General features: G+C 38.6%; 11 protein-coding genes. 5 read left to right on the top strand and 6 right to left on the bottom strand.

Annotated features, from left to right (window positions below):
• On the top strand, window positions 1-1,205 hold a 1,205-nt coding region (locus IQ236_RS26245; RefSeq protein WP_265578706.1), incomplete at its 5' end, for a calcium-binding protein.
• 141 nt (window positions 1,206-1,346) lie between these two features.
• On the opposite strand, the gene IQ236_RS26240 is transcribed toward IQ236_RS26245, so the two are convergent.
• Both IQ236_RS26240 and IQ236_RS26235 read right to left on the bottom strand, forming a co-directional pair.
• Entirely contained in the window at window positions 1,347-1,988 is a 642-nt protein-coding gene (locus IQ236_RS26240; RefSeq protein WP_193872003.1) for a histidine phosphatase family protein, read from the bottom strand.
• Window positions 1,989-2,017: 29 nt separating this feature from the next.
• Window positions 2,018-3,520, bottom strand: a complete 1,503-nt coding sequence (locus IQ236_RS26235; protein WP_228041877.1) for a CHAT domain-containing protein — start codon at window positions 3,518-3,520, stop codon at window positions 2,018-2,020.
• A gap of 543 nt (window positions 3,521-4,063) precedes the next feature.
• Between IQ236_RS26235 and tatC the strand changes: the two genes are divergently transcribed.
• A complete protein-coding gene (gene tatC, locus IQ236_RS26230; protein WP_322744378.1) occupies window positions 4,064-4,867 on the top strand; it encodes a twin-arginine translocase subunit TatC in 804 nt (267 codons plus the stop codon).
• Here tatC and IQ236_RS26225 read toward each other — a convergent pair.
• From IQ236_RS26225 to IQ236_RS26215, 3 genes are read right to left on the bottom strand one after another with little or no spacing between them, the layout of a single operon-like run.
• Window positions 4,864-5,145, bottom strand: a complete 282-nt coding sequence (locus IQ236_RS26225) for a HigA family addiction module antitoxin (RefSeq protein ID WP_193871999.1) — start codon at window positions 5,143-5,145, stop codon at window positions 4,864-4,866. The genes tatC and IQ236_RS26225 overlap by 4 nt on opposite strands.
• Window positions 5,146-5,152: 7 nt before the next feature.
• Complete coding sequence (locus tag IQ236_RS26220; protein ID WP_193871997.1) at window positions 5,153-5,446, bottom strand: type II toxin-antitoxin system RelE/ParE family toxin; 294 nt, start codon at window positions 5,444-5,446, stop codon at window positions 5,153-5,155.
• A 36-nt stretch (window positions 5,447-5,482) separates the two neighbouring features.
• Window positions 5,483-6,847 (bottom strand): hypothetical protein, encoded by a 1,365-nt coding sequence (locus tag IQ236_RS26215; RefSeq protein WP_193871995.1) that lies wholly within the window; start codon window positions 6,845-6,847, stop codon window positions 5,483-5,485.
• Between the two features lie 131 nt (window positions 6,848-6,978).
• Between IQ236_RS26215 and IQ236_RS26210 the strand changes: the two genes are divergently transcribed.
• Both IQ236_RS26210 and IQ236_RS26205 read left to right on the top strand, forming a co-directional pair.
• Complete coding sequence (locus IQ236_RS26210) at window positions 6,979-10,275, top strand: adenylate/guanylate cyclase domain-containing protein (protein WP_193871994.1); 3,297 nt, start codon at window positions 6,979-6,981, stop codon at window positions 10,273-10,275.
• 9 nt (window positions 10,276-10,284) lie between these two features.
• Window positions 10,285-11,160, top strand: a complete 876-nt coding sequence (locus IQ236_RS26205; protein WP_193871993.1) for an NAD(P)-dependent oxidoreductase — start codon at window positions 10,285-10,287, stop codon at window positions 11,158-11,160.
• Between the two features lie 310 nt (window positions 11,161-11,470).
• Here IQ236_RS26205 and IQ236_RS26200 read toward each other — a convergent pair whose 3' ends face one another.
• Window positions 11,471-12,724 carry a glycoside hydrolase family 10 protein gene (locus tag IQ236_RS26200; RefSeq protein WP_193871992.1) on the bottom strand — a complete coding sequence of 418 codons (1,254 nt, stop codon included), beginning with the start codon at window positions 12,722-12,724 and terminating at the stop codon, window positions 11,471-11,473.
• A 206-nt stretch (window positions 12,725-12,930) separates the two neighbouring features.
• On the opposite strand from IQ236_RS26200, the gene IQ236_RS26195 reads away from it, so the two are divergent.
• Window positions 12,931-13,245, top strand: a 315-nt coding sequence (locus IQ236_RS26195) for a hypothetical protein (RefSeq protein ID WP_228041876.1), incomplete at its 3' end; no start/stop codon positions are given.

Here is a 13,245-nt window from a genome sequence, read left to right as displayed (position 1 = left end):
CCCCGATACCCACACCCGTACCCACAGAAGCGCCAACACTGCCACCTATACCCACACCCACACCCCGGCCTACAGAAACACCAACACCCACACCAACCCCTACACCTGTACCTACACCAACCCCCACCCCGGTCGTTACTCCCGCACCGACACAAATTCCTACACCTGACTTTCAGGCTTTGGAAGATGCCCTCAAATCCTTGCCTGTTACCGTTTCACCCCAACCTACTCCCGAACCCACGACGGTTTATGTGTTTGACCCCACCCAGTTATACCTGGGAATCAAAATCAACGCCGATGCCCTCACGCCTCCGGCTACCGCTAACCCCGTTAACGGTACAGGGAATACCGATGATTTGGAAGCTACAGACAATCAGGATGTGATTTCTTCCGGTGGTGGTAATGATCAAGCCTTGGGCTTTAAAGAAAATGACTTTATCACTCTCGAATCAGGAAATAACACAGGTTATGGCGGTCAGGGGAATGATACTGTCGTCAGTGGTGAGGGCGATGACTTGATTTACGGGGATTTAGGAGATGATCTAGTTCAAAGCGGAGACGGTCAAGATACAGTTTTCGGAGGTCAAGGCAATGATATTCTGCATGGGAATTCAGGAGATGACCTGCTCTTGGGGGGTGAAGACACAGATGTTTTAGAAGGGAATGAAGGTAATGATCTCGTCTTCGGTGGCCAAGGCGCAGATTTTGTCAATGGAAATGAAGGAGATGATGTCCTGTTTGGCAACCTAGGCGTTGATATCATTTCTGGAGGCACAGGCAATGATACAGTTTATGGGGGTCAAGAAACCGATCTCGTCGATGGAAATGAAGGAGATGATTGGCTTTGGGGTGATTTAGGAGATGATCTTCTCGATGGCGGTACCGGAGAAGACCAACTCCTCGGCGGTGAGGGTAATGACATCCTCGTCGGTGCTGAAGGTCTGGATACCCTGACCGGAGGCAATGGCAATGATGAATTCTATATTGCGACTCAATTTGACACAGAAACGATTACCGATTTCCAAGATGGGTCAGACCGAATTGTGTTCACCGGAGGATTGACCTTTGCTCAGTTACAAATTACGTCGGAAAATGGCAATACCATTTTGACAGTAACGAGCACTCAACAACAAGTAGCTAAACTCTTGGGTGTGAATAGTTCTTTGATTACGGCGGAGGATTTTTCCACTAATAATTCTCTCTAATCAAGTAGTCGGGGGAGTTAATTTTCTCCCCCTAAAAATTTTTTAGAGCGATCGCCATACCCCTTAAAAAAAACTGAATTCAGTATTTATTCGTAATTCGTAATTCGTAATTCGTAATTTCTTGTTCCCTGTTCTCTGCTATTAATTAAACCGAATTACGGTTTCGGCTTCGGTCAGATGGGAGGTATCACCCTTGAGTTCTAGTATCCATTGATTTTGATGTTGAACCAATTTGAATAAACAACATAAGGCAGCTTTCATCTCGTTTTCTTTTAAACTCGGAATCAATGCCATGGCTGTTCCTAATACAGAAGCACCATGTCCAACTAATAATAAATCATCCTGGGGAAAGGTTTTTACTAAACGTTTTGCTGTGTCGGCGGTTCGTTTTAAACATTCTTCCCAGGTTTCAGGATACTGAAAAACTCCGACAGGATAAGATAAATCAATTCTAGGGAATTTCTGAGCTAAAATTTCTGGGGGTAAGGTTTCAGGAAAACTCATCCAGTCAGGATTTAACCATTCTCCTAATCCCCAATCTAACTTAATCGATAAATCTAACCGTTCAGCAACAGCATTCGCAGTTTGGACTGTTCTTAAAAACGGAGAAGCAATAATTTGAGTAATTCCTTCCCCGACTAAACGATTAGCTAATTGTTTCGCTTGAATTTCACCATCCTCGGATAAATGGGGGTCATAACGTCGTTCTGCGGTATTAAACCAAGCGGGATTGACAAAATCAATCCGATTTCCATGTCGTGCTATCCAAACAGTTTGAGGCATAATTCCGCTTTATATTGTTTAATCTAACCCTACCAAGGACTGCCAATTAATGTAAATGCCGCCCAATAATAAGGATGGGAAAGGTTCTCAATTCCCGGTTGTACAATTTCAGGCGGTAAAGCAATTTCACCCCTTGATAATAATAATTCTCCCTGTTGTAAACGGACATCCCCCTTTAACATCCGAATTTGAGTTTGTTGTAAAGCTTTGGCTTTGGTGGAGGCGGTTTTCAACTGTTGATAAAATTCACTCATTAAGGCTAAGGTTCCCGTGTCGCTAACATACCACAAACTCGCTAAAGCTGTTTTTACCCCTGACTGAAACGCTAATCCTGCAAAGCCTAATTCTGCATCTTTATCCCCAACCGCCGTTTTACAAGCACTTAATACTAATAATTCAATCGGGGGATTCTTCCAATTAAACTGACCCATTTGATCTAATTTAAGTTGCTCATCCCAAAATTGAATATAGGAATTTCCAGGTTTTCCCGGCTTAAATTCTGCATGGGTCGCTAAATGAACAATTCTATAGGGACTGAAGCTTAACAGACGTTTTAAATTATTGACTGTAAACCTTTGATTAAGATAAGATTGTCCTTGCCATTGTCCTAAATTTTGCGGATTTTCAATCGGAAGACGGATGATACCATTCATCCCATCCGAGTTAACAATTGTAGCTAACTCAAAAGGAACCGCAGGTAAGGGATTTTGATTTTTAAATTCTGAGGCTCCCATGGCTAAAACGAAAGCATCTTTTAGGGATTCATAATTTAGATTCATCAGATTAAAAGCCGGAATTCGAGTTAGAGCATATTTTTCAATTAAAAAACGCTCTCCATCATGTAAAACCCCTAGAGGAACGGTTCGTAATCCCGCCCCTAAACAAAATAATAGGGTATCAATCTTTTCTGCTTCTAACTGCGCTTCAACGGGTTTAATAATAGCGTTATATAATTGTTGAGCAGGTTCAAGATAGGAACGACTTTGTAACTTGCGAGGATTAGTCAATTCTTGATATAAATTAATCACCCCAGTTCTCAACTGTTCTGGTTTAATATTCGATTGAATTTGACCCAAGGGTTCTTTTTCAGGGGTAATCAAAACGACGACTAATCCTTCAGGTTCAGGAACAACCCAAAGCACAGCCGGTTTTGTTCCGGTTTTTAAGCTAATTTGAGCTAAAATTTTGGCAATATCGGGAGCCGTGAGTTTGCTATCGGTTAAATTTTGACTAAAATAGCTTTCATAGTCCGATTCCCATTCCTTCTCAACTTGGTTAACCTGCGTCTTCCAATTGACACCACTGGCTATTAATTGGCTAGAGGTAGGGGCGAGTTCTGCTCGACTGAGGATACCCACAGACAACCCTCCTAAACCTGTCCCAGAGGTCGATAATCCCATCACGACTAAACCCAATAGGACAAGAGGAAAAGCTCGCCACATCCGTTTGTTAACCCGGTTTCTCGTCCAAAAATAACCTAGATGCTTTAAAATGTCTAAAAATAGAAGACAATAACGTTGTATTCTTTTCATAAGATTGAAATGGAAAATTGAAGGGGAGGGGATTAAAATCAATCCTCTTCCTCGTCTGAGTTTCAGCCTAGTGGTTGTTCAATCTAATCTAACGTCTAAATTCTCAAGTAGAATCAACGTTGCTAAAAATTTATATTAGCTCTCAAATATCCCCTGCTCTTGGGAGTGGGGAGTCTTAAACTTTAGTCTAAACGCTCACTGATCATTATGACGCCTTCCTCAAATTTTGAGACACCGGAATCTAACTCAAATCAACCCTTGTTATCTCAAACGGATGAAAATATTAATCCTGTTTCATCTTTTGAGGAGGAGCAGAACACAATTGTTGAGGAAACTTCCCAGGAGGTTAATCGTTCTGGGGAAGAAGAACTATCGGATTTAGAACCTATTTTAGATGAATCTGTTGTTTTATCAGTAGAAACGGTACAAACAAATTCAACAATAGGAGAACCGACTTTCGATTCAGCCGTTGATATTCCCCAACAGGATTTATCGCAGATAGAATATTATAATCCTCAAAAAATTAAGTCGAATCCCACCACAATTGTTCAGTCTGCAACCAATTCAGATGAAGATTTAGAAGAAAAAAAAGAATTTTTAGATGAAATTCCTGATGAAGTCGAAATGTCCTTATTTGACCATTTAGAAGAATTAAGACAACGGATTTTTTATTCATTAATTGCAGTATTTATTGCGATTATTGGTTGTTTTACAGTTGTTAATCCGATTGTGCACCTGTTACAACGTCCTGCGTCGGGAATTAAATTTGTTCAATTAGCTCCGGGAGAATATTTCTTTGTTTCTTTAAAGGTAGCGGGTTATAGTGGATTAGTCGCAGCAACTCCGTTTATTTTATATCAAATTACAATGTTTGTTTTACCGGGATTAACCCGCAAAGAACGCCGTTTATTAGTCCCAGCTTTATTAGGGTCTAGTCTATTATTTCTATTAGGTTTAGGCTTTGCTTATATAGCGTTAATTCCGGCTGCGTTGAACTTTTTTATTAATTATGGGGCTGATGTTGTTGAACAATTCTTTTCCATTGAAAAATACTTTGAATTTGTTTTAGTCTTATTATTCTGTACGGGAATAGCCTTTCAAATTCCTGTAATTCAAGCCATATTAGGAGCCTTAAAAATTGTATCTTCCAAACAAATGTTATCCGGTTGGCGATATGTTATCTTAGGCGGAGCCGTATTAGGAGCCGTATTAACACCCTCCACCGACCCCTTAACCCAAAGTTTATTAGCTGGGGCTGTTTTAGGGCTTTACTTTGGCGGAATTTGGATTGTTAAACTGATTGAAAATACATCAGAATCTTATTCAACATCAATCGACAAATATTAACGCAAAATTGGAGGTTTTTGAGTTTTAGGTTGATTTAAAACTAAATCATATTGCGTTTGTAAATTCATCCAAAACTCAGGAGATGTTTGGAACGCTTGAGCGAATAACCAAGCAGTTTTAGATGTAATTCCTCGTTTTCCTATGATAATTTCATGGATTTCCTGAATAGGAACTTCTAAATATTCTGCTAAAGCTGCTTGCGTTAAGTTCAAGGGAATCAAAAACTCTTCAACTAAAATTTCCCCAGGATGGGTAGGAATTCGGTTGTGAGGTAACATAGGAAGTTTAATTATGATAATCAACAATTTCTACTGCTAAAGCATTACCATTTTTCCATTGAAAAATAATTCGCCATTGGTCATTAACTCGAATACTATAAAATCCTTTTAAATCTCCTTTTAAAGCTTCTAAACGATTCCCAGGTGGTACCCGTAAATCATCCAATTGATCAGCTGCATTTAACATATCTAGTTTCCGCACCACCACTTTAATTAAATTGGAAGGAAATTTCCGAGTTTCTCGGCTAGAAATTCCATGAAATAAATCCTCAGTTGCTTTGTTGCCAAAGTTTTGAATCAAGAGTTATCCCCTTTTCCCTCTATTTCCTGTTCCCTCTTATAACGATTGACACAAAGCAGCTTTGCGAGAGTCAAATAACTGAACAATTCCATCCGTTACAGCTTTTTTAACATGATCATCACAACCCGCTAAAAATTCTTCATGAGTAATTTTATTCTGAAAAAATTCTTGGGCGCGGTTGCGTTGATGGATAATTTCATCAAACCCTAAACATTTGACCATATAAGTTGCTAATGGAGAATTTTTGATATCATAGGATGAACTTTGGGTTCGTCCTTCTTCTAACAATGTTAAAACTTGTTGTTCCAATTCCGTTTTGGGTGGGTGAGAATTAAAATTAGGCGGTAAAAAATCCACTAAAGAAACGGCTGAAAATCCTTCAGTTGGCATTTCACCCATTAACGTTGAAACCGGAATCACTCGCCCAAATCGTAAGGATAACGCTTCTAAAAAGGCAATAGTAAATAACTTACTCGCCAAATACAAGCGCCCTACCTCAATATTTTTTCTAGCTCTTTCCACTAAAGCGTTATAGCTTAACTCATCAGGATAGCCTTGAAATTGATGAAAAATGATTTCGGGTTTAATAAAATTCATAAACCCTTCCATTTTTTGCAAAGCTGTCCGATATTGATTAATGGTGTAAGAACTGGAATTTTTGAGATAGTGATTTGTTTCCGGTAGCAAATTCCAAGTATTATCTAAAAATCGGGCAGCACTTTCATGGGCAAAACTTCCCACATCTCGATTAGAAAGTCTAACGGAACGTTTAACAGTTTCAATTAAATCTTCATCCGTTAATTTTAAATCAAGGGTTTTACAAACATCCTTTAAACGTTGATATAAAACATCACTATTACTTCCTAATTCTGTTTTAGGTCGAAAAGGAATTGTTGCTTCAATACAAGCCACCACTTGCACCAAAAACTCTAAAGGTAACAACGGTTCTAATACTTTGGTAGCCACTAATCCGCTCAAAAATTCATTTTGTCCACTCACGGGAGATAAAGTTTGACTGGGAGCAAAATCAAAGATTTGTCTAACCATTTCAAAACCTTCATCTGGGGGTAAGTCTTCCCCATCCCGAATCAGTAAATGTTCTCCAACTTGGCGAATAAACGGAGCAATATAATAGGTTAAATTAAAATTAACACTCTGATCCACCTGTACATAGACAACATCATGAAACAAGGCAGCTAAAACTTCAATCGGATCTTCCTCTCCCCCCACCTCAAAAATATGATTCGGGGTGTGAAAATAGCGCCAAGGCCCGGTCATCGTTTGTACAATCAGTTCTGCAATTTTAGGCAGTTCTGTCTCGTCACAATCAATTTCAAGCTTCTGCATCGCCCAGATTAGCTTTTCTAAGCACTGTTTGTTGTAGTCCGGTTCAAAACCCATGTTTACCAATACACCTTATATACTGAACTTAAATTATTGATATCTTATTATGCCTTTAGTTTTAATCAGATCAGACGTATAACCCCCTAAGTTGAGATCAAAACCGAGTTTAAGCTCCTAAGAGGTTGAAAATGAGCGAAATTCCAATTATTGCTACAAATGATGAAACAACAATGGATAAGATTTGCCCTAGTTGTGGATTCAACAATTCTCAGCAAGCAAAATTCTGTATTGAATGCGGCACTTTGCTCACAAACTCGGAATCGGTCAATAAACCCGAAATCTTATATCCTGCATCCAACAATAGCAAACCGTCGCCATTTCAGGAAGGAGGGTTTACACCCTTAATCATCAAACCGGAGGCACAGGTCAGGGAAAGATCCTCTGTTGTGTTTACACGACCCGCAGAACGCCGTTTACTCACGGTGATGTTTTGTGATTTAGTCGGGTCAACGGCCTTATCCGAACAACTTGACCCGGAAGAACTGCGAGAATTGATTCAAACCTATCAGGAAACCTGCGCCCATATAGTGATGCAGTTTGAAGGTTATATTGCCCAATATTTAGGGGATGGGATTTTAATTTATTTTGGTTATCCTATTGCCCATGAAGATGATGCTCAACGGGCGGTGAGGGCTGCATTGGGCATTATTGAAGCGATGGCGAGTCTCAAAAGCCGTTGTGTTCAAAATCGTTGTTTGAACTTAGCCGTGCGTTTGGGGCTGCATACGGGGTTAGTGGTGGTGGGAGAAGTGGGGGCGGGAAACAAACGAGAACAGTTAGCCATTGGCCAAACTCCGAATTTAGCCGCCCGCTTACAAGGTCTAGCCCAACCCAATATGGCCGTATTAAGTCAGAAAACCTATCAACTGGTGCAAGATATTTTTGAGTTTCAACCCCTGGGTTTACATTCGCTGAAGGGGATTTCTCAAGCAACGCAAGTGTATCAAGTGCTGCGGGAAACGAACCATTGTCAACGAGCTAAAATTGCAACCCGTGAAACCCCTCATATTGGACGTCAACAGCAACTCGAACAGTTAAAAGCCATCTGGGAAACGGTGAAAACGGGACGAGGACAGGTGGTATTAGTCACTGGGGAAGCGGGAATGGGAAAATCCCGACTCATACAAGCCTTTAAACAACATCTGGCGACCGAAAATTATCGCTTACGAGAGTTATATTGTTCTCCCTATTATCAACATACGCCGTTTCATCCAATTCTTGAATTATTACGGGAGAGAATTTTGAATTTATGGCAAAAGGATTCTCCTGATCAAAAACTCAGAAAACTTGAAGAGTATTTAACTGAAAATCAACTTCCTGTCGCTGAAACTGTACCGCTATTTGCCCAACTGTTAGAAATTCCTTTAACTGAACAATATACCCCTTTAAATTTATCGCCCCAAGCTCAAAAACAGAAAATTATAGAAGCAATGTTAGCGATGATTCGTCGTTTGGCGAGTCAACAACCCGTTTTAGTGATTGTCGAAGATTTACATTGGATTGATCCTTCGAGTTTAGAGGTACTAAATCGATTAATTGAAGCGGGATCAAATCTACCCATTTTAAGATTATGTATTTCTCGCCCAGGGTTTGAAATTAAATCCTTAGATTTTTCCCAAATCACGGAAATTAACTTAGATTATTTATCTTTGGAACAAACCACAGAAATTGTGAATGGAATTACCCTCGGAAAAGCTTTACCAGAGGTTTTAATGAAGTTAATTCTTGAAAAAAGCGATGGAATTCCTTTATTTGTAGAAGAATTAACCAAAATGGTTTTAGATTCAGGATGGTTAGAAGATCTGGGAGGTCGTTATGAGTTAGTCGGGTCAGTTCCCCGTTTAACCATTCCTGATACGTTAAAGGGATTATTAATGGAACGCTTAGATCGTTTAGAACACGCGAGAGAAGTGGCACAATTAGGAGCAACTATTGGTCGAGAGTTTAGTTATGAATTATTACAAATGATTGCTATTCATGAATTAACAGAACTAGGATTAGATGAAAATAAAATTATTCAGGGTTTACAGCAGTTAGTTGAAAGAAATTTGCTGAACATCAAAGGGGAAATTCCGATTTCATCCTATAGCTTTAAAACCGTTTTAATTCAAGATGCTGCTTATGATTCGTTACTCAAAAGTACCCGACAACGCTATCATCGTCAAATCGCTCAAGCTTTAGAATCAAAATTTCCAGAATTCGCAGAACAGAAACCCGAATTATTAGCTTATCATTATACTAAGGCAGGATTACTAGAAATTGCCATTAATTATTGGCAAAAATCGGGAGATAAAGCCTTTAAAGCTTCTGCTAATGAAGAAGCGATCGCCCATTTTAATAAAGGATTATCTTTATTAAAGGATTTACCCGAAACTTCTCACCATTTAGAACAAGAATTACAGTTACAGACGACTTTAGGAAAAGCCTTAATTGCCACAAAAGGATATGCGGCTTCTGAAGTTGAGACGGTTTATAAACGCAGTGAGGAGTTATGTCTAAAAATTGGAGATACTCCCCAAATTTTCTTAGTCTTGTGGGGATTATATAGTTATCATATCGCTAGAGCAGAATATCAAATTGCCCTTGAATTTGCCCATCGTTTAATGAGTGTAGCTCAACAACAACAGAATCCAATCTTTGAAATGGAAGCCTATTTTACGTTAGGATTATGTCATTTCTATTTAGGGGATATAATTCAAGCTCAAACCCATTGGCAAAAAGGGCTATCCTTATATCAACTTAAGCCGAATAACTGTTATATTTGTTTAACCGGACAAGATGTAGGAATTGGCTTTTTAAGTTTTCTGTCTTGGAGTTCTTGGCTATTAGGAAATACTGAACAAGCGTTACACTATAGTCAACAATCCTTAATTTTAGCTCATGAGCGATCGCATCCCTATAGTTTAGGCATGGCTTTGAGTCTAGCTGCCATGTTTTATCAATATTGTCAGCAACCCGAAATTGTGCAAAAATATGCAGAATCAGCGATCGCTCTTTCCCAAGAACAAAGCTTTGAGTTTTGGCTTGTTCATGGTAAAATATTGAAAGGTTGGGTATTAGTTGAACAAGGCTATTTTGAAGCTGGAATCAATCAATTACAGGAGGGAATTACCGACCATACTAAAATTGGAGGTCAGATTTCCCATACCTATTTTCTAGGATTAATGGCACAAGCTTATAGTAAAGGAGGAGACTATAATTCAGCCTTCAATATCTTGGAAAAAGCCTTAATTAAGGTTGAGAAAAATCAAGAACATTTTTGGGAAGCAGAACTTTATCGTTTACGCGGAGGACTAAATGTAAAGGTAAATCAAAATTTAGAAGCCGCAAAACTAGATTTTCAAAAAGCAATTAATATTGCTCAAAAACAACAGGCTACAGCATTAGAATTAAGAGCTAAACAAGATTACGAATTATACTCATAAAATAGGAAAATGAAAACAGCATTTTTAGGTTTAGGGGTGATGGGTGGTTACATGAGTGCTAACCTCGCCAAAGCAGGATATTCTGTTAACGGTTGGAATCGAACGAGCGATCGCCCTGGTGTTAAAATAGCATTAGACGCAGGAGCTAATATCGTTGATTCTATTCAAGAAGCCGTTACAGAGGTTGATATTATTTGTACCTGTGTAAGCGATATTCCCGACGTTGAAGCCGTTATATTAGGCGAAAATGGCGTGATTCACTTTGCGAAACCAGGGGCAATTATTATTGATTTTAGCACCATTGGTTCAGCAGCAGCCCGACACATTTCTCAACAGCTTGAACCTGCTCAAATTCAATTCCTAGATGCTCCCGTTTCTGGCGGTGATATTGGTGCTAAAAACGGCACATTAACCCTGATGGTCGGTGGAGATCAAACAATATTTGAAACCTCTAAACCGATATTAGAAACAATGGGCAAAAATATTCGGTATTGTGGAAATGTTGGCAGTGGTCAAGCCGTTAAACTCTGTAATCAAATTCTCTGTTCTTTAAATATGGTTGGCATTTGTGAAGCCATGTTATTAGCTGAAAAACAAGGCATTGATCCCAATTTAGTCGTTGAAATTTGTAGCACCGGAGCCGCCGGATCTTGGGCGTTATCAAATTTAGGCTTAAAAGTTGCTCACGGGGATTTTGAACCCGGTTTTATGATTAAACACATCTTAAAAGACCTCAGAATTATTCAAGAAATGGTCAATTCAGATCTTCCATTACCCGGTACAGAATTAGCCGATAAATTATTTAAAATTGTCCAAAAATTAGACCAAGGATTAGGCGGAAATCAAGGAACACAAGCGATGATTCGAGCTTATAATCGCTCTTAGAAACCGGGTTTTTAAACAAAACTATTAGGAAAAACCCAAACTTTCAGAAAAAACCCGGTTTCTGGACACCCGTGTACACAAAACACTCAATACTCAGTATAAACATGAATAGTTATCCTCGCAGATATAGTACCAAACCAGTCCTTGCTTGATATAGAAGGCGTAAACAGTATAGTCTTTGCCAACAGTTAGGGGAAATTCCATTTCTTTTGTGTAACCCCGTCTGGGATCGAGGTAACTTTCAGGAAGATATGATCCAGTATTAGCAATACAACGAATTTTCATAAATTGATCGCAGAATTAGGAGATGTTAGAAAGTTAATCTCACCTTTGGACGGTTAACAGCATTGGGAAAGAATTGATAAAGTTGAGTTTGACGGTCTTGTTGCGATTCTTCTGACCAATTCCATAAACTTTCATAGAAAAAGAAAGACACCCCAGCAAAGTTTCGGCGACGAATTTCGGTGATTTGTTGTTTAATGATTTCCATTGAAGTTGAACGATTTTTTAACCCGCTTAAAATTCCAATTGCAACGGGAATATGATCTTTTGCTAAGATCACTTCTGAACGGTCTAACTCAGTGATAAATCGATTCAAATCAGAACGATAAATTTGTAAAACCAGTTCTTCTATCCATCCTTTTCGTTCCCAGGTAAACCAATCTTGTAAATAGGCAGGTAAGGCAAAATGCAAAGGATTAGGCGATAAGGAAACAATACAATCGGGTTTAATAGATTTAATGGTTTCAAAGGTTCTTTTCATCAATTGATTGATTTTATCAGCCCGCCATCGTACCCAATAGGTTTCATAGAAATCCGAAGAGGGGGATTGTCCGTTATGTTCCTGTTGATATAATTTAAGGGTATAATTATCATAGCCAAATTCCGCAGGTAAGCCAAAATGATCATCAAATTGAATCCCATCAATCTTATAATTTTTAACAATTTCTGTGATCAGTTGTAGAATAAAATTTTGAACATCTGGGTGAAAAGGATTTAACCAAACTCGTTCTTCAACGCCTTCTTTTTTAATGGTACTGCCATCTTTTCGCTGGGTGATCCAATCTGGATGTTTTTTGACTAATTCAGAATTTGCAGAGGTCATTAATCCAAATTCAAACCAAGGAATTACGGTGAAACCTTGTTGATGTCCTTGAGTTACAATTTCCTGCAACATATCTCTATTTTTTAATCCAGGATGAGGATCAATAGAAACTCCAAATTCTCGTTGAGTTACCGCACTGGGATACAGGGTATAACCCCCTTGCCAAACCGTCGGATACAGGGTATTAAAATTGATGGATTTTAACCGTTTTAATCCAGAGGTTAAAGCTTTAGGAGAATATAAAATATCGCTATCAACATTCGTTAACCAAACGCCTCGAATTTCTGAGGAAGGAGGTAAGCTTTGACCCCAAGAAGGGTGAAAATTAATTACTAATAAAATAGCGATCACTAAACTCAAAAAAAGATAAACACTATTTATTCTTAAACTTAAAAAAGATAGAATAAAATATTTTTTAAGTTTAAAAAACAAGTAGAAATCGTTAAATTTTAACTTCATATAATTTAGTGAATTAAGGTATAATATTTTCTGTATCAACCTAATATTTAAACGATTCAGTTGAGATCATTAGAGATAATTTACATTAAAAGTCTCAGATTCCGGGAGGGAGGATAATTGAAAATTTAGAAAAAAATTTACAAGACGTTAAGGTTATACGATATAAATGATCCAGTTAATCTTAACTGACAACTGAGGTCAATTTTATGAACGAATTCCAAGCTCACCGGATTCGAGAAAATAATAGCACAAATATTGTATTTAACCTGTTTAACACTAATCCTTCCTTTAATAATCAACCTGAAATTGCTATTACATTCAACCCTGACCAACAAATTCTCTCTTCCCTTCCCCAAGGTAGGAAGGCTGAAACGACTACTACCAAAGCCTCTCTATTGTCTACTCAGTTTCTTCCCAGGGGGTTAGAAACAATTGTTGAACCTCCTACTCCCGTCATTCCCCAACCTCAGCCTCCTGTAACCCCTCCTATTCCGACTCTTCCTCCATCTCCTTCCCCCACC

This window comes from Planktothrix mougeotii LEGE 06226, assembly GCF_015207485.1.
Classification (GTDB): Bacteria; Cyanobacteriota; Cyanobacteriia; order Cyanobacteriales; family Microcoleaceae; genus Planktothrix.
This window is presented reverse-complemented; position numbering and strand designations above follow the sequence as displayed.

Excerpts from the sequence above, each read along its gene's own strand:
- IQ236_RS26240 (WP_193872003.1), bottom strand. The coding sequence starts at position 1,988 with ATGCCTCAAACTGTTTGGATAGCACGACATGGAAATCGGATTGATTTT.
- IQ236_RS26235 (WP_228041877.1), bottom strand. The coding sequence starts at position 3,520 with ATGAAAAGAATACAACGTTATTGTCTTCTATTTTTAGACATTTTAAAG.
- IQ236_RS26225 (WP_193871999.1), bottom strand. The coding sequence starts at position 5,145 with ATGTTACCTCACAACCGAATTCCTACCCATCCTGGGGAAATTTTAGTT.
- IQ236_RS26215 (WP_193871995.1), bottom strand. The coding sequence starts at position 6,847 with ATGGGTTTTGAACCGGACTACAACAAACAGTGCTTAGAAAAGCTAATC.
- IQ236_RS26210 (WP_193871994.1), top strand. The coding sequence starts at position 6,979 with ATGAGCGAAATTCCAATTATTGCTACAAATGATGAAACAACAATGGAT.
- IQ236_RS26205 (WP_193871993.1), top strand. The coding sequence starts at position 10,285 with ATGAAAACAGCATTTTTAGGTTTAGGGGTGATGGGTGGTTACATGAGT.
- IQ236_RS26200 (WP_193871992.1), bottom strand. The coding sequence starts at position 12,724 with ATGAAGTTAAAATTTAACGATTTCTACTTGTTTTTTAAACTTAAAAAA.